13 protein-coding genes are annotated in these 15,238 nt (G+C 68.8%); 5 read left to right on the forward strand and 8 right to left on the reverse strand.

Annotated features, from left to right (window positions below; translation table 11 throughout):
- Positions 1-97 precede the first annotated feature (97 nt).
- From VQ065_RS15550 to VQ065_RS15565, 4 genes are all read left to right on the forward strand, one after another.
- Positions 98-796, forward strand: coding sequence for a CoA transferase subunit A (locus tag VQ065_RS15550; RefSeq protein WP_003088566.1), 699 nt, complete (start codon positions 98-100; stop codon positions 794-796).
- Positions 797-830: 34 nt separating this feature from the next.
- Positions 831-1,487: a CoA transferase subunit B gene (locus tag VQ065_RS15555; protein ID WP_003088567.1), complete on the forward strand. Its 657-nt coding sequence runs from the start codon at positions 831-833 to the stop codon at positions 1,485-1,487.
- A gap of 149 nt (positions 1,488-1,636) precedes the next feature.
- A complete protein-coding gene (locus VQ065_RS15560) occupies positions 1,637-2,818 on the forward strand; it encodes an acetyl-CoA C-acetyltransferase (RefSeq protein ID WP_003088570.1) in 1,182 nt (393 codons plus the stop codon).
- A gap of 212 nt (positions 2,819-3,030) precedes the next feature.
- Complete coding sequence (locus tag VQ065_RS15565) at positions 3,031-4,455, forward strand: short-chain fatty acid transporter (RefSeq protein ID WP_003088572.1); 1,425 nt, start codon at positions 3,031-3,033, stop codon at positions 4,453-4,455.
- A 190-nt stretch (positions 4,456-4,645) separates the two neighbouring features.
- Here the strand turns inward: VQ065_RS15565 and bdhA are convergent, their stop codons facing one another.
- The 7 genes from bdhA to hmgA all read right to left on the reverse strand — a co-directional run bounded on the left by bdhA (position 4,646) and on the right by hmgA (position 13,291).
- Positions 4,646-5,416, reverse strand: a complete 771-nt coding sequence (bdhA, locus tag VQ065_RS15570; protein ID WP_003088573.1) for a 3-hydroxybutyrate dehydrogenase — start codon at positions 5,414-5,416, stop codon at positions 4,646-4,648.
- A 33-nt stretch (positions 5,417-5,449) separates the two neighbouring features.
- Complete coding sequence (locus tag VQ065_RS15575) at positions 5,450-6,841, reverse strand: GntP family permease (RefSeq protein WP_003088575.1); 1,392 nt, start codon at positions 6,839-6,841, stop codon at positions 5,450-5,452.
- Positions 6,842-7,103: 262 nt separating this feature from the next.
- The gene (gene hbcR, locus VQ065_RS15580; RefSeq protein ID WP_003088577.1) at positions 7,104-8,549 is read right to left on the reverse strand and encodes a sigma-54-dependent transcriptional regulator HbcR; all 1,446 of its coding nucleotides are present in this window, start codon (positions 8,547-8,549) and stop codon (positions 7,104-7,106) included.
- Between the two features lie 68 nt (positions 8,550-8,617).
- A complete protein-coding gene (locus VQ065_RS15585) occupies positions 8,618-9,970 on the reverse strand; it encodes an MFS transporter (protein ID WP_003088580.1) in 1,353 nt (450 codons plus the stop codon).
- 84 nt (positions 9,971-10,054) lie between these two features.
- The gene (gene maiA, locus VQ065_RS15590) at positions 10,055-10,693 is read right to left on the reverse strand and encodes a maleylacetoacetate isomerase (RefSeq protein WP_003088582.1); all 639 of its coding nucleotides are present in this window, start codon (positions 10,691-10,693) and stop codon (positions 10,055-10,057) included.
- Entirely contained in the window at positions 10,690-11,988 is a 1,299-nt protein-coding gene (gene fahA / locus VQ065_RS15595; protein WP_003111363.1) for a fumarylacetoacetase, read from the reverse strand. Before fahA ends, maiA begins: the two co-directional genes overlap by 4 nt.
- Positions 11,989-11,992: 4 nt before the next feature.
- Positions 11,993-13,291 (reverse strand): homogentisate 1,2-dioxygenase, encoded by a 1,299-nt coding sequence (hmgA, locus tag VQ065_RS15600; protein WP_003088587.1) that lies wholly within the window; start codon positions 13,289-13,291, stop codon positions 11,993-11,995.
- A 160-nt stretch (positions 13,292-13,451) separates the two neighbouring features.
- Here hmgA and VQ065_RS15605 point away from each other — a divergent pair, with 160 nt between their 5' ends.
- Positions 13,452-14,255 carry an IclR family transcriptional regulator gene (locus tag VQ065_RS15605; RefSeq protein WP_003088591.1) on the forward strand — a complete coding sequence of 268 codons (804 nt, stop codon included), beginning with the start codon at positions 13,452-13,454 and terminating at the stop codon, positions 14,253-14,255.
- Between the two features lie 67 nt (positions 14,256-14,322).
- Here VQ065_RS15605 and liuE read toward each other — a convergent pair whose 3' ends face one another.
- On the reverse strand, positions 14,323-15,225 hold the full coding sequence (gene liuE, locus VQ065_RS15610; RefSeq protein ID WP_003088593.1) for a bifunctional 3-hydroxy-3-isohexenylglutaryl-CoA lyase/hydroxymethylglutaryl-CoA lyase: 903 nt from the start codon (positions 15,223-15,225) through the stop codon (positions 14,323-14,325).
- Between the last annotated feature and the right edge of the window lie 13 nt (positions 15,226-15,238).

Raw genomic sequence — 15,238 nt, forward strand, 5'->3', positions numbered from 1 at the left:
AAACTTAACAAATCAGTCCGCAGCGGAGAAGCTCTGTGCGACCCGGCAGTCAGACTGCCGCACGCACAATCACAAGAGCCGGAAGAGGCACAGCAGCATGAGCGGACTCGACAAGCGAGTAGGCAGTTACGAAGAGGCCCTCGAAGGCCTGACCGACGGCATGACCGTCCTCGCCGGGGGCTTCGGCCTCTGCGGGATTCCCGAGAACCTGATCGCGGAAATCCGCCGGCGCGGGGTCAGGGACCTCACGGTGGTCTCGAACAACTGCGGCGTCGACGGTTTCGGCCTCGGCGTGCTGCTGGAAGACCGGCAGATCCGCAAGATGATCGCCTCCTACGTCGGCGAGAACGCCCTGTTCGAGCAACAACTGCTCAGTGGCGAGCTGGAAGTCGAACTGACCCCGCAAGGCTCGCTGGCCGAGAAGATCCGCGCCGGCGGCGCCGGCATCCCGGCCTTCTTCACCGCCACCGGCTACGGCACCCCGGTCGCCGAGGGCAAGGAGGCGCGCGAGTTCAATGGCCGCCACTACATCCTCGAGCCGGCCATCACCGGCGACTTCGCCATCGTCAAGGGCTGGAAGGCCGACCATTTCGGCAACGTCGTCTATCGCCACACCGCGCAGAACTTCAATCCGCTGGTCGCCACCGCCGGGCGCATCACGGTGGTCGAGGTGGAGGAGATCGTCGAGCCCGGCGAACTGGACCCGACGCAGATCCACACCCCCGGCATCTACGTCGACCGGATCATCCAGGGTCGCTTCGAGAAACGCATCGAGAAACGCACGCTGCGCGCCTGACGGCGGCCGCTACAACGACAAGAGGTTTCCCCAGATGGCACTTACCCGCGAACAGATGGCGCAGCGCGTGGCGCGCGAATTGAAGGACGGCTACTACGTCAACCTCGGCATCGGCATCCCGACCCTGGTGGCCAACTACGTGCCGGAGGGCATCGACGTCATGCTCCAGTCGGAGAACGGCCTGCTCGGCATGGGCGCGTTTCCCAGCGAGGCGGAAGTCGACGCCGACATGATCAACGCCGGCAAGCAGACCGTGACCGCCCGCGTCGGCGCGTCGATCTTCGACTCGGCGCAGTCCTTCGCCATGATCCGTGGCGGCCACGTCGACCTCACCGTGCTCGGTGCCTTCGAGGTGGACGTGCGCGGCAACATCGCCTCCTGGATGATCCCCGGCAAGCTGGTCAAGGGTATGGGCGGCGCCATGGACCTGGTGGCCGGCGCCGAGAACATCATCGTCACCATGACCCACGCCTCCAAGGACGGCGAGTCCAAGCTGCTGCCGTACTGCACCCTGCCGCTGACCGGTTGCGGCTGCATTCGCAAGGTGCTCACCGACCTGGCCTACCTGGAGATCGAGGACGGCGCCTTCATCCTCCGCGAGCGCGCCCCCGGGGTCAGCGTCGAGGAGATCGTGGCGAAGACCGCCGGCAAGCTGATCGTCCCCGAGCACGTGCCGGAAATGAGTTTCTGAATCGCGGTCCGCGCGGCCGGCGCCTCCACGCAAGGCGCCGGCCGCGCGGACCGTCCTTTCCAGAGGGCGTAGGATAGGAGGCTGTCGCACCGTCTACGTCCACCCGCAGCGATTCGGCCCGGCCACGGGCGAATCCAGGAGAACCATCCATGCAAGACGTCGTCATCGTCGCCGCTACCCGTACCGCCGTCGGCAGCTTCCAGGGCTCGCTGGCCGGCATTCCCGCCCCCGAGCTGGGCGCCGCGGTGATCCGCCGCCTGCTCGAACAGACCGGTCTCGATGCCGGCCAGGTCGACGAAGTGATCCTCGGCCAGGTGCTCACCGCCGGGTCCGGGCAGAACCCGGCGCGCCAGGCGGCGATCAAGGCCGGCCTGCCGGTCGGCGTGCCGGCCATGACCCTGAACAAGGTCTGCGGCTCCGGCCTCAAGGCCCTGCACCTGGGCGCCCAGGCGATTCGCTGCGGCGACGCCGAGGTGATCGTCGCCGGCGGCCAGGAGAACATGAGCCTGGCGCCCTACGTCATGCCCGGCGCCCGCACCGGCCTGCGCATGGGCCATGCGAAGCTGGTCGACAGCATGATCGAGGACGGCCTGTGGGACGCCTTCAACGACTACCACATGGGCATCACCGCCGAGAACCTGGCGGAGAAGTACGGCCTGACCCGCGAGGAGCAGGACGCCTTCGCCGCCGCTTCGCAGCAGAAGGCCATCGCCGCCATCGAGGGCGGGCGCTTCCGCGACGAGATCACGCCGATCCAGGTCCCGCAGCGCAAGGGCGAGCCGCTGAGCTTCGACACCGACGAGCAGCCGCGCGCCGGCACCACCGTCGAGGCCCTGGCCAAGCTCAAGCCGGCCTTCAGGAAGGACGGCAGCGTCACCGCCGGCAACGCCTCCAGCCTCAACGACGGCGCCGCCGCGGTATTGCTGATGAGCGCGGCCAAGGCCAAGGCCCTGGGCCTGCCGGTGCTGGCGCGGATCGCCAGCTACGCCAGCGCCGGGGTCGACCCGGCGATCATGGGCATCGGCCCGGTCTCCGCCAGCCGTCGCGCGCTCGACAAGGCCGGCTGGAGCCTGGAGCAACTGGACCTGATCGAGGCCAACGAGGCCTTCGCCGCGCAGTCCCTGGCGGTGGGCCGGGAACTGGGCTGGGATGCCGCCAGGGTCAACGTCAACGGCGGCGCCATCGCCCTTGGCCACCCGATCGGCGCGTCCGGCTGCCGGGTGCTGGTGACCCTGCTGTACGAGATGATCCGTCGCGACGCGAAGAAGGGTCTCGCCACCCTGTGCATCGGCGGCGGGCAGGGCGTCGCCCTGACCCTGGCCCGCGACTGATCCATCGACCTGCCGCTCGCGGCGTGATCGCGCCATGTCCTTTCGCGGGGGCATGGCGCGCTCGTGTCCAGGGAACGAGCGGCGGACGGCCTTGACCGTCCGACCGGCCCCGTACCGTTCCGCCCCTCGGGACGGCCGGGTGCCCAGGGAGCCGTAGCACACACAGGCGGCCCCGTAGTCGCCGAATAACAATAAAACCGAGAGAATCCGCGATGACCGCTATCCTTCCCATCCAAGAAAGCCGCTCCGCGCGCTTCGCCATGCGTTGCTCGAACTGGGCCGAGCGCTGGTTTCCCGACTCCTGGGTGTTCGCCGCCCTGGCCATCCTCATCGTCAGCCTGGCCGCGCTGGCCATGGGCGCCGGACCGACCGCCACGGCGAAAGCCTTCGGTGACGGTTTCTGGAGCCTGATCCCATTCACCATGCAGATGGCCTTCGTGGTCATCGGCGGCTATGTGGTGGCCAGTTCAGGCCCCGCCTCGCGTCTCATCGACCTGCTCGCGCGGGTGCCGAAGAATGGCCGCTCGGCGGTCTGCTGGGTGGCGCTGGTGTCGATGCTCGCCTCGCTGCTCAACTGGGGCCTCAGCCTGGTCTTCGGCGGCCTGCTGGTACGCGCCCTGGCGCGCCGCAGCGACCTGCGCATGGACTACCGCGCCGCCGGCGCCGCGGCCTACCTCGGGCTGGGCGCGGTGTGGGCGCTGGGCCTGTCGTCGTCGGCCGCGCAGTTGCAGGCCAACCCGGCCAGCCTGCCACCGTCGATCCTGGCGATCACCGGGGTGATCCCGTTCACCGAGACCATCTTCCTCTGGCAGTCCGGGGTCATGCTGCTGGCGCTGATCCTGGTCTCGCTGGTGATCGCCTACATGACCGCGCCGAGCGCCGCCAGCGCCCGCGACGCCAAGGATTGCGGGGTCGACGTGAGCTTCACGGCTCCGGCCAGGCTGGCGCCGACCCGGCCCGGCGAGTGGCTGGAGCACAGCCCGTTGCTGATCATCCTGCTGGTACTGCTGGCCGGCGGCTGGCTGGTCCACGAGTTCTCGACCAAGCCGGCGATCCTGGCGATCTCCGGGTTGAACACCTATAACCTGCTGTTCCTGATGCTCGGCGCGTTGCTGCACTGGCGCCCGCGCAGCTTCCTCGACGCGGTGGCGCGCGCGGTGCCGACCACCACCGGGGTACTGATCCAGTTCCCACTGTACGGCTCGATCGCGGCGATCATGACCACGGTCAACGGCAGCGACGGCGAGACCCTGGCCCACCATATCTCGACCTTCTTCGTACAGATCGCCTCCCACGACACCTACGCGCTGCTGATGGGCGTGTACTCGGCGGTGCTGGGCTTCTTCATTCCCTCCGGCGGCGGCAAGTGGATCATCGAGGCGCCGTACGTGATGCAGGTGGCCAACGAGCTGCAATACCACCTCGGCTGGGCGGTGCAGATCTACAACGCCGCCGAGGCGCTGCCGAACCTGATCAATCCGTTCTACATGCTGCCGTTGCTCGGCGTGCTGGGGCTGAAGGCGCGCGACCTGATCGGCTTCTCGTTCGTCCAGTTGCTGGTGCACATCCCGCTGGTGCTGGTGCTGCTCTGGGCCCTGGGCAGCACCCTGGCGTACATCCCGCCGGTGATGCCGTAGCGCATCGCACCCCCCGATAACTTCCTCTCCCTTCAGGGAGGAGGTTGGGGACCGGGCAGCCGTGCCGGGAGACGAGGTATCGGCGGATAACGCCTGTGGCGTTATCCGCCCTACGCAATGGGGCGGGCGAACTCCGGATGGTTCCCTCTCCCTTCAGGGAGAGGGTCTGGGGAGAGGCTGGCCGCCCCGGCTACTGCGCCACCCAGCCGCCATCCATGTTCCAGGCCGCGCCGCGCACCTGGTCGGCGGCTTCGCTGCAAAGGAACAGCGTCAGTCCGCCGAGTTGCTCGGGGGTGACGAAGGCCAGCGAGGGTTGCTTTTCCGCCAGCAGGTCGTGTTCCGCCTGTTCGGGCGAGACGCCCTCGGCGGTGCGCGCGTCGATCTGCTTCTGCACCAGCGGGGTCAGCACCCAGCCGGGGCAGATGGCGTTGCAGGTCACCGGCGTGCGCGCCGTTTCCAGCGCCACGCTCTTGGTCAGGCCGAGCACGCCGTGCTTGGCGGCGACGTAGGCGCTCTTTCCGGCTGAGGCGACCAGGCCGTGGGTCGAGGCGATGTTGACGATCCGCCCCCAGCCGCGCGCGAGCATGCCCGGCAGGGCCAGGCGGGTGGTATGGAACACCGAGGACAGGTTGATCGCGATGATCGCGTCCCAGCGTTCCATGGGGAATTCCTGCACCGGCGCCACGTACTGGATGCCGGCGTTGTTGACGAGGATGTCGACGCCGCCGAAGGTCCGCTCGGCGAAGGCCATCAGTTCGCCGATCTGCTCCGGGCTGGAGAGGTCGGCCGGGTGGTGCTCTGCGCGCACGCCGTGGGCGCGGACCTGCGCCAGCGCCGCGTCGACCTCGCCGAAGCCGTTGAGGAGCAGGTCGGCGCCGGCCTCGGCCAGGCTCAGGGCGATGCCCAGGCCGATGCCGCTGGTGGAACCGGTGACCAGGGCGGTCTTGCCTTTCAGGGTCATGCTGTTTCTCCCGCTGGATGAAAAAAGGGCGGATCAGACCAGGCCGGTGGCGTAGAACAGTCCGATGACGAAGAACACCGCCAGGGTCTTGATCAGGGTAATGCCGAAAATGTCCTTGTACGCCTCCCGATGGGTCAGGCCGGTGACCGCCAGGAGGGTGATCACCGCGCCGTTGTGCGGCAGGGTATCCATCCCGCCGCTGGCCATGGCGGCGACCCGGTGGAGGACTTCCAGGGGGATCTGCGCGGCGTTGGCGGCGGCGATGAAGGTATCGGACATCGCCGCCAGGGCGATGCTCATGCCGCCCGACGCGGAACCGGTGATGCCGGCCAGCAGGGTGACGGTGATCGCTTCGTTGACCAGCGGATTGGGAATGCTCTTGAGCGCGTCGGCCAGCACCAGGAAGCCCGGCAGCGAGGCGATCACCGCACCGAAGCCGTATTCCGAGGCGGTGTTCATCGCCGCCAGCAGCGAGCCGGCCACCGCGCTGCGGGTGCCTTCGGCGAGGCGGCTGCGGATCGCCGCGAAGCCGCTCGCCAGCACCAGCAGGATGCCCAGCAGCAGGGCCGCCTGCACTGCCCAGATCGCGGTGAGCTTGCCGACCTCGGTCTGCAACGGCGTGGCCATGCCGGCCAGTTGCAGGGTATGGACCTGTCCGTACCATTGCGGGATCCAGTGGGTGAACAGCAGGTTGGCGACCCCGACCAGCACCAGCGGCGAGAGCGCCAGCCAGGGATTCGGCAGGCGCAGGTCATCGGCGGTCTCCGGCTCGTTGCGCAGGTCGCTGCCGTAGCCTTCGCCGTTGCGCCGCGCCTTGTTCGCCTGGCGTCGCAGGTAGAGCATGCCCACGGCGAAGACGAACAGCGCGCCGAGGGTGCCGAGCCAGGGCGCGGCCCAGGCGTGGGTGCCGAAGAAGGTCGAGGGGATGATGTTCTGGATCTGCGGGGTGCCGGGCAGCGCGTCCATGGTGAAGGAAAACGCGCCGAGGGCGATGGTCGCCGGAATCAACCGCTTGGGGATGTCGCTCTGGCGGAACATCTCCGCGGCGAACGGGTAGACCGCGAACACCACCACGAACAGCGAGACGCCGCCGTAGGTGAGCAGCGCGCAGACCAGTACGATCACCAGCATCGCCTGGCGGGTGCCGAGCAGGCGGATCGCCGCCGCGACGATGGAGCGGGAGAAGCCGGCCAGCTCGATCAGCTTGCCGAACACCGCGCCAAGCAGGAATACCGGGAAGTAAAGCTTGATGAAACCGACCATCTTCTCCATGAACACCCCGGTGAAGGTCGGCGCGACCGCGCTGGGATCGGTGAGCAGGACGGCGCCGAGGGCGGCGAGGGGGGCGAACAGGATGACGCTGTAGCCCCGGTAGGCGGCCAGCATCAGCAGGCCCAGGGCGGCAAGGGCGATGATCACGCTCATCGGGCATATCTCCACGGCGCTGCGGGGCGCGCTCCGCATGGGGAAGGGCGCTCCGGGCCTGTTTCTTGTTGTCGAACGGTGCGGGCACCGGCGTGACGGCCTGGAACGGGGCAGGGCCGTCGGAAAGGCGCGTTGCGATAACCGTGCCAGGCCACAGAATCGCGGTTTTCGCGGGCTGCGGCGAGACGAAGGGGAGCGTGGGGAACAGCGTTGTCTCAAAATGGAGACGTAATCGAGCGAAAGTGCCGTGGCTATGCAGGTCTCAGTTCGTCTCTATTTCGAGACGGGTCCCGTTATCGAGACGAATGCCCAGCGCCACGATCTTCTTGTACAGGGTCGAGCGACCCAGGCCCAGGCGTTTCGCCGCTTCCACCACATTGCCGGCACTCTGCGCCAGGGCCCGTCCGATCAGGTCGCGCTCGAAGGCTTCGCGGGCCTGTTGGAAATCCCCGACCGGCCTGTCGTCCGCCGCTCGAGGCAGCTCCGGCAGCGGTTGCAGGGGGCCCAGCGCCGCGCCGAGGGCGGCGGCGTCCAGCAACGGTTGGTCGGCCAGCAGCAGCGCGCGTTCCAGCACGTTGCGCAGTTCGCGAACATTGCCCGGCCAGGCATGCCGGGCGAGCAGCGCCAGGGCGTCGTCGCCGAGTTCGTGGAGACGGCCGTGGTCGAGGCTGTCGAGGATCGACTCGCAGAGCGCCGGGAGGTCGTCCAGGCGCTGGCGCAACGGCGGGATCTCGATCGGCAGGACGTTCAGCCGGTAGTAGAGGTCGGCGCGGAAACGGCCTTCGCGCATCGCCTGCTGCAGGTCGATGGAAGTGGCGGCGACCAGGCGGATGTCGCTGCGGATCACTTCGTTGGAACCCACCGCTTCGAACTCTTTCTCCTGCAGCACGCGCAGCAGCTTGCCTTGCAATGCCAGCGGCATATCGCCGATCTCGTCGAGGAACAACGTGCCGCCCTGGGCCACCTGCAACTTGCCTGGCCGGCCCTTGCGCTCGGCACCGGTGAAGGCCCCCGGGGCGGTACCGAAGAATTCGGCCTCCAGCAGGCTTTCCGGGATCGCCGCGGCGTTCACGCTGACGAAGGCCTTGTGCGCCCGCGGCGAAGCGCTGTGGATGGCGTGGGCGAGCAGTTCCTTGCCGGTGCCGGTCTCGCCGAGCAACAGCACCGGCGCTTCGCTGGCCGCGCCACGACGGGCGCGGCGCTTGACTTCCAGGCTGGCCGGACTGGTACCGACGAAGTGGCTGAAGCTGTACTTGGCCTGGCGCGCCTGCAATTGCGAGCGGGTCGAGGCCAGTTCGCGCTGCATGCTCAGGTAGCGGGTCACCAGCGGCGACAGCGAACGCAGTTCGTCGAGCAGGGCGAAGCCGATGGCGCCGATCACTTCGCCGGCGTCGTCGTGGATCGGCAGGCGCATCACCACCAGCGGGTCCTTCGCGCTATCCATCATGTCCAGCAGGATCGGCTTGCCGCTGCCTACCACCTCGCGCAGTAGGCTACCGGGGATCACGCTTTCGCAGGGCCGGCCGATAGCCTGCGCCGGGTCGGCGAGGCCGAAACGCTGGGCGTAGCGCTGGTTGATCCAGACGATGCGGGCCTCGCGGTCGACGATCACCGTGCCTTCGCTGGAGCCTTCGACGATCTCGAACAGCGAACGGATCGCCTGCTGGCGTACGCGTTGGTAATCCTGGAGGCTGTCGGCGTCGTTCATCGGCGGCTCCTGCGGCGGACGGCGAAACGGCCCGCCACTGTAGCCGGGAAGCCGCTCGCGGTGAAGGCTCAGGATTCCTCGACGGCCAGCGCGGCGGCGCTTTCCCGCTGCGCCTGGGCGGCGGGCGAGCGGACCTGGAGGATCAGTAGCGCGGCGAGCCCGGCGGGAATCGCCGCAAGCATGAAGATGTTCTCCACGGATATGTGCATGCCCAGCAGCAGGCTGCCGAACAGTGGGCCGAGGATCGAACCGAAGCGGCCCACGCCCAGCGCCCAGCCGGTGCCGGTGGCGCGTACCTGGGCCGGGTAGAAGTTGCTGGCGAAGGCGTTCAGGGTCAACTGCCCGCCGATGATGCAGAAGCCGGCGGCGAAGACGAACGCCAGCAGCCAGCGCGGCTGGTCGTGGTTGAGGCCGAGGAGCAGGGTGAACAGCGCGGCGCCGGCGAGAATCGCCGCCAGCAGGCGGACCTTGCTGCGCAGGCGGTCGGCGAGCCAGGCCAGGAGCATCGCGCCGAGGGTGCCGGCGAAGAGGAACATCGAGGTCGCCAGGTTCGCCGCATTGCGTGTCAGGCCGCTTTCCTGGAGCAGCGAGGGCAGCCAGCTGACCATGAAGTAGAGCAGGATCAGGCTGACGAAGAAGGTCGCCCAGAGCAGCAGGGTCGGCCGCGCGTAACCGTGGCGGAACAGCTCCAGCACGGTCAGGCTCGCCGCCGGCTCGGCGTCGGCCTGTGCCGGCGGCGGCTGCCAGCCCGGCGCCATGCGCTCGCTGAGCTGGCGTAGGCGGGCATAGGGCGGTGCGTCGCGGAGCAGGCGCGGCAGCGACTCCGGCAGGAACAGGAGGAGGAAGGGGAACAGCAGCAACGGGGTGACGCCGCCGGCGAGGAACACCGCCTGCCAGCCGAAGCCGTCCATGAAGGCGGCGGCGACGAAACCGCCGGCGGCGCCGCCGAAGGAGAAACCGCAGGCCGCCAGGGTGACCATCAGGGTACGCAGGCGCGGTGGCGAATACTCGGCCATCAGCGCCATGGCGCTGGGCATCGCCCCGCCCATTCCGATGCCGCAGACGAAGCGCGCCAGCATCAGGCTTTCCAGGGAACCGGCGAAGACCATCAGGACGGTCAGGCTGGCGTAGATCAGCACGCAGCAGAGCAGCACCCGGCGGATGCCGAAGCGGTCCGCCAGCGGCGTCACCAGCAGCGAACCGACGGTCAGGCCGAACAGGTTGGCGCTGAACACCGGGCCGAACGCGGCCTTGTCCAGGCCCCATTCCTGGGCCAGGGTCGGCACCACGTAGCCGAGCACCTGGGCATCGTAGCCATCGGTGACCAGCAACAGGGCGAGGAGCAGCAGCAACAGCCACTGGTAGCGGGACACGGGGCGCGCGTCGAGCGCCGCGCGAAAGCTGGCGATCTGGTTGTGCATCGCAAGGTACCTGAGGTTCTTATTGGTGATGGGGCGTCCGGCGGACGCCCCCCTTTATCTTCAGGAGCGGGACTCTGCGGTCCCTCAGGCGGCCGGGGTGTCCGGCTGGTTGGCCGGATGGGCCTGGCGGAACGCCGGATGGGCGGCGGCCAGGTCGGCGACCCGGCGGATCCGTGGCCAGGCGTCCAGCGCTACGCCGAAGCGTTCGGCGGCGTAGAGCTGCGGGATCAGGTAGACGTCGGCCAGGCCCGGCCGGTCGCCGAAGCACCAGCCCTGGTCGCCGATCAGTTGCTCGACGGCGGCGAGACCCTGGCCGACCCAGTGGCCGATCCACTGCCGGACCTGCTCTTCGTCGTGTCCCCACTGGCGCAGCAGGTTGAGCACGCTGGCGTTGTGCAACGGGTGGATGTCGCAGCCGACCAGCGCCGCGACTCCGCGCTCGTGGGCGCGGCGCAGCGGATCGCTGGAGAGCAGGGCGGGGTGCGGGTAGCGCTCCTCGAGGTACTCGATGATCGCCGGCGACTGGATCAGCAGCTCGCCCTCGTCGACCTGCAGGGCCGGTACGCGGCCCTGCGGGTTGAGCGCCAGGTAGGCGGGTTGGCGGTGTTCGCCGCCGTCGCGGACCAGGTTGACCGGCAGCGACTGGTAGTCCAGCCCCTTCAGCGCCAGGGCGATGCGCACCCGGTAGGAGGAGGTGGAACGGTAGTAGGTATAGAGCTTCATCCGCGCGCCCCCGGATGGGCCGCGAGCACTTTGCCGCGACATTCGCCGAAACCGATCGAGACGTGTCCCTCGCGCTTGCAGCGGGCGCGGAGGATGACCTCGTCGCCGTCCTCGAGGAAGCGCCGGGTCTCGCCGGAGGCCAGTTGCACCGGCTGCTTGCCGCCAGCGGTGATCTCCAGCAGCGAGCCGAACTGGCCGGGCTCGGCGCCGGACAGGGTGCCGGAGCCGAACAGGTCGCCGGGCTGCAACTGGCAGCCATTGACGCTGTGGTGGGCGACCATCTGCGCCACCGTCCAGTACATGCTCAGGCTGTTGCTCAGGGTCAGGCGCTGCGGCGGCAGGCCTTTCTCGCGCAGGCCCTCGGTGAGCAGCAGGACCTCCAGCTCGATGTCGAAGGCGCCGTGGGCCTGGTCGTTGTCGTCGTAAAGATACGGCAGCGGCCGCGGGTCGCCTTCGGGGCGCGCTGGCTGGGCGCGGCGGAACGGCTCCAGGGCTTCGGCGGTGACCACCCAGGGCGAAACGCTGGTGATGAAGCTCTTCGACAGGAACGGGCCGAGCGGCTGGTATTCCCAGGCCTGGATGTCGCGCGCCGACCAGTCGTTGAGCAGACAGAAGCCGGCGATGTGCTCGGCGGCGCGGGAAACCGGGATGGCTTCGCCGAGGGCGTTGCCCTGGCCGATCCAGATGCCTAGCTCCAGTTCGTAGTCCAGACGCGCACAGGGACCGAACACCGGCTCGCTGGCGCCGGCCGGCAGGGTCTGGCCGTTGGGCCGGCGCACTTCGCTGCCGGAGACGCGCACGGTCGAGGCGCGGCCGTGGTAGCCGATGGGCACGTGCTTGTAGTTGGGCAGCAGCGGGTTGTCCGGGCGGAACAGCTTGCCGACGTTCTCGGCATGGCGGATGCCGACGTAGAAGTCGGTGTAGTCGCCGATCCTGGCCGGTAGGTGCATTTGGCACTCGGCGGCCGCATGGAGCAGCTCCGGGCGCTCCGCGGCGCCTTCGCCGAGCAGCTCCAGCAGGCGCTGGCGCAGTGCCACGCGGGCCGGCTTGCCGAGGGCGAAGAAGGCGTTCAGCGCGCCGCCGCGGGTGGCTTCGGCGGCTTCGCCGGCGGCCCCCTCGAACAGCCCGGCGGCCAGCGCCGCGTCCAGGTCGAGGATCGAGTCGCCGATGGCCACGCCGCAACGCGGGCTCAGGCCGGCACGGCTGAAGATGCCCAGCGGCAGGTTTTGCAAGGGAAAGTCGGCATGCCCATTGGCGGAGGCGACCCAGCTACGAGTGGGGGTTGGCTGGTTCATGGGGTTATCTCCGTTGCGGGTTGAAGGTGGATACGAGCGACGCCCAGCAGGCATCGTAGTCATTCTGCAGGGCCGGCGTCTCGAGGGCGGCACGGCTCGGCCGGAGGACCTGGCTGGTCTCGAACATGAAGGCCATGGTCTGGTCGATCCTGTGCGGCTTGAGGTCGGCGGCGATGGCCTTGTCGCAGCTTTCCGCGTCCGGGCCGTGGGCGCTCATGCAACTGTGCAGCGAGGCGCCGCCGGGCACGAAGCCGCCGGCCTTGGCGTCATAGGCGCCCTGGATCAGGCCCATGAACTCGTTCATCAGGTTGCGGTGGAACCATGGCGGACGGAAGGTGTTCTCGGCCACCATCCAGCGCGGCGGGAAGATCACGAAGTCGATGTTGGCCAGGCCATGGACGCTGGTGGGGGAGGTCAGCACGGTGAAGATCGACGGGTCCGGGTGGTCGAAGCTGACCGTGCCGATGGTGTTGAAGCGGCGCAGGTCGTACTTGTAGGGCACGTTGTTGCCGTGCCAGGCGACCACGTCCAGCGGCGAGTGGTCAAGCTCGCAGGCCCACAGCTCGCCGAGGTATTTCTGCACCAGTTGCAGCGGCTGGCGGCTGTCTTCGTAGCGCGCCACCGGGGCCAGGAAGTCGCGCGGATTGGCCAGGCCATTGCTGCCGATCGGGCCGAGGTCGGGCAGGCGCAGCGGCGCGCCGTGGTTCTCGGCGATATAGCCGCGTGCCTCGCCGTCGAGCAGCTCGACGCGGAACTTCATCCCGCGCGGGATCACCGCGATCTCCAGCGGTTCGACCTGCAGCGCGCCGAGTTCGGTGCACAGGCGCAGGCGGCCCAACTGCGGGACCAGCAGCAGTTCGCCGTCGGCGTCGTAGAAGCAACGCTCCATCGAGCGGTTGGCCAGGTACTGGTAGATGCTCACGCCGGCGGGCTTGTCGCCGGGCGCGTTGGCGGCCATGCGCAGCAGGCCGTCGAGGAAGTCGGTGGGCTGCTCGGGCAGTGCCAGCGGGTCCCAGCGCAGGCGGTTGGGGGTCGGCGCATCCAGTTCGGCACCGGCGATCTGTCGTTCCAGGCGGCGGAACGGCGGATGCTTGGCCGACGGCGTGATGCGGTACAGCCAGGTGCGCCGGGCCTCGCTGCGAGCCATGGTGAAGGCGGTGCCGGAGAGCAGTTCGGCGTACAGGCCGTAGGGCGCTTTCTGCGGGGAGTTCTGGCCGACCGGCAGGGCGCCGGGGAGCGCTTCGCTGCTGAATTCGTTGCCGAAGCCCGATTGATAGGCGAGGGCAGTGGAGTCGAGGTTCATCTGAGGCCTCCGGGGAGTGGGGGCAGCTTGCCGCCGATCCGCCGGGGACCTGGCACGCTGGCTGCGTTATTTTTATCGTAATTCAATTACGCATAACGTAATTTGAGTGGAAGGCAGCGTCAAGCTATAACGTCGGCCCCGCCCGCAGGAACCCGCGTCCATGGAAAAGAACAGCAGTCCCGCCGGAACCTCCGGCAAGCAGAAGGTCCGCTCCGCCGAAGTCGGTACCGATATCCTCAAGGCCCTCGCCGAACTCTCCCCGGCGACCTCGCTGTCGCGCCTGGCGGAGCATGTGGGGATGCCGGCGAGCAAGGTCCATCGCTACCTGCAGGCATTGATCGCCAGCGGCTTCGCGGTCCAGGACGCCTCCACCAATCATTACTCGCTGGGGCGCGAGGCGCTGCGCGTGGGCCTGGCGGCGCTGGACAGCATGGACGTGCTGAAGAGCGCCGCCGCGCCGCTGGCCGAGCTGCGCGACGTGCTCAACGAGACCTGCTTCCTCGCCGTCTGGGGCAACCGTGGCGCCACCGTGGTACAGGTGGAACAGGCGGTGCGCGCGGTGACGGTGGTCACCCAGGTCGGCTCGGTGCTGCCGCTGCTCGGTTCGTCCACCGGCCTGGTGTTCGCCGCGTTCCTGCCGGAACGCGAGGTGGCCGAGCTGCGCGAGGAAGAGTTGGCCGGGCGTGCCGACCATCCGCTGGCCGACCCGGCGGCCTACGCGGTGCTGCTGGAGGGCATCCGCGCGCGCGGCCTGCATGCGATCCATGGGCTGCTGATGCCTGGGGTGGAAGCGCTCTCGGCGCCGGTGTTCGACGCCCGCGGGCGGGTGGCGGCGGTGCTCACGGTGGTCGGCCCGGCGAGCATCTTCCAGGCCGAGGAGCAGGGGCCAGCGGCGGAACGGCTGCTTGCGACGACTCGGGCTATCAGTTGGCGGATGGGGTATGACGGCACCCAGGGTGGATGACGCAGTCTCCGAGCCTGGGCGCGACGTCGGGTAGGGCGGATAACCGCTCGCGGTTATCCGCCGCTTCTCAGGCCTTGGCCAGCAACGCTTTCGCCGCTCGCGACCCGTTGCTCTTGCCGAGCACCGCGCAGATACGCTGGCCGGCGTCGACCAGGGCGTGCATGTCGACCCCGGTATGGATCTCCAGGCCGTTCAGCAGGTAGAGGACGTCTTCGCTGGCGACGTTGCCGGTGGCGCCCTTGGCGTAGGGACAACCGCCGAGGCCGGCCACCGAGCTGTCGAATACCGCGATGCCTTCCAGCAGGCTGGCGTAGATGTTCGCCAGGGCTTGCCCGTAGGTGTCGTGGAAGTGCCCGGCGAGGCGCTCGCGGGGAACCTCGCTGGCCACCGCCTCGATCAGCCGGCGGGTGGCGCCGGCGGTGCCGACGCCGATGGTGTCGCCCAGGGACACCTCGTAGCAGCCCATCTGCTGGAGTTCGCGGGCGACCCAGGCGACCTGGCGCGGATCGACATCGCCGTCGTAGGGACAGCCGAGCACGCAGGAAATGTAGCCGCGCACCCGCACCTGGTGCTGGCGCGCCGCCTCCAGCACCGGTACGAAGCGCTCCAGGCTGTCCTTGATCGAGCAGTTGATGTTGCGCTGGGAGAAGGCTTCCGACGCGGCGGCGAACACCGCCACTTCCTTCACTCCCGACTCCAGCGCCGCCTCGAAGCCTTTCAGGTTCGGCGCCAGCGCCGCGTAGGTCACGCCGGGACGCTGGCGGATGCCGGCGAATACCTCGGCCGAGCCGGCCATCTGCGGCACCCACTTGGGCGAGACGAAGCTGCCCACTTCGATGTAGTCCAGGCCGGCGGCGCTCAGGTCATCGACCAGGCGGATCTTGTCGGCCACCTCGATCGGCTGTTTCTCGTTCTGCAGTCCGTCGCGCGGACCGACCTCCACCAGGCGGACCTTCTTCGGCAGGTTCATGCTGTTCCTCGTC

This window comes from Pseudomonas sp. KBN10P06128 (assembly GCF_037574945.1).
Lineage (GTDB): Bacteria > Pseudomonadota > Gammaproteobacteria > Pseudomonadales > Pseudomonadaceae > Pseudomonas > Pseudomonas aeruginosa.

Excerpts from the sequence above, each read along its gene's own strand:
- VQ065_RS15550 (WP_003088566.1), top strand. The coding sequence starts at position 98 with ATGAGCGGACTCGACAAGCGAGTAGGCAGTTACGAAGAGGCCCTCGAA.
- VQ065_RS15555 (WP_003088567.1), top strand. The coding sequence starts at position 831 with ATGGCACTTACCCGCGAACAGATGGCGCAGCGCGTGGCGCGCGAATTG.
- VQ065_RS15560 (WP_003088570.1), top strand. The coding sequence starts at position 1,637 with ATGCAAGACGTCGTCATCGTCGCCGCTACCCGTACCGCCGTCGGCAGC.
- VQ065_RS15565 (WP_003088572.1), top strand. The coding sequence starts at position 3,031 with ATGACCGCTATCCTTCCCATCCAAGAAAGCCGCTCCGCGCGCTTCGCC.
- bdhA (WP_003088573.1), bottom strand. The coding sequence starts at position 5,416 with ATGACCCTGAAAGGCAAGACCGCCCTGGTCACCGGTTCCACCAGCGGC.
- VQ065_RS15575 (WP_003088575.1), bottom strand. The coding sequence starts at position 6,841 with ATGAGCGTGATCATCGCCCTTGCCGCCCTGGGCCTGCTGATGCTGGCC.
- hbcR (WP_003088577.1), bottom strand. The coding sequence starts at position 8,549 with ATGAACGACGCCGACAGCCTCCAGGATTACCAACGCGTACGCCAGCAG.
- VQ065_RS15585 (WP_003088580.1), bottom strand. The coding sequence starts at position 9,970 with ATGCACAACCAGATCGCCAGCTTTCGCGCGGCGCTCGACGCGCGCCCC.
- maiA (WP_003088582.1), bottom strand. The coding sequence starts at position 10,693 with ATGAAGCTCTATACCTACTACCGTTCCACCTCCTCCTACCGGGTGCGC.
- fahA (WP_003111363.1), bottom strand. The coding sequence starts at position 11,988 with ATGAACCAGCCAACCCCCACTCGTAGCTGGGTCGCCTCCGCCAATGGG.
- hmgA (WP_003088587.1), bottom strand. The coding sequence starts at position 13,291 with ATGAACCTCGACTCCACTGCCCTCGCCTATCAATCGGGCTTCGGCAAC.
- VQ065_RS15605 (WP_003088591.1), top strand. The coding sequence starts at position 13,452 with ATGGAAAAGAACAGCAGTCCCGCCGGAACCTCCGGCAAGCAGAAGGTC.
- liuE (WP_003088593.1), bottom strand. The coding sequence starts at position 15,225 with ATGAACCTGCCGAAGAAGGTCCGCCTGGTGGAGGTCGGTCCGCGCGAC.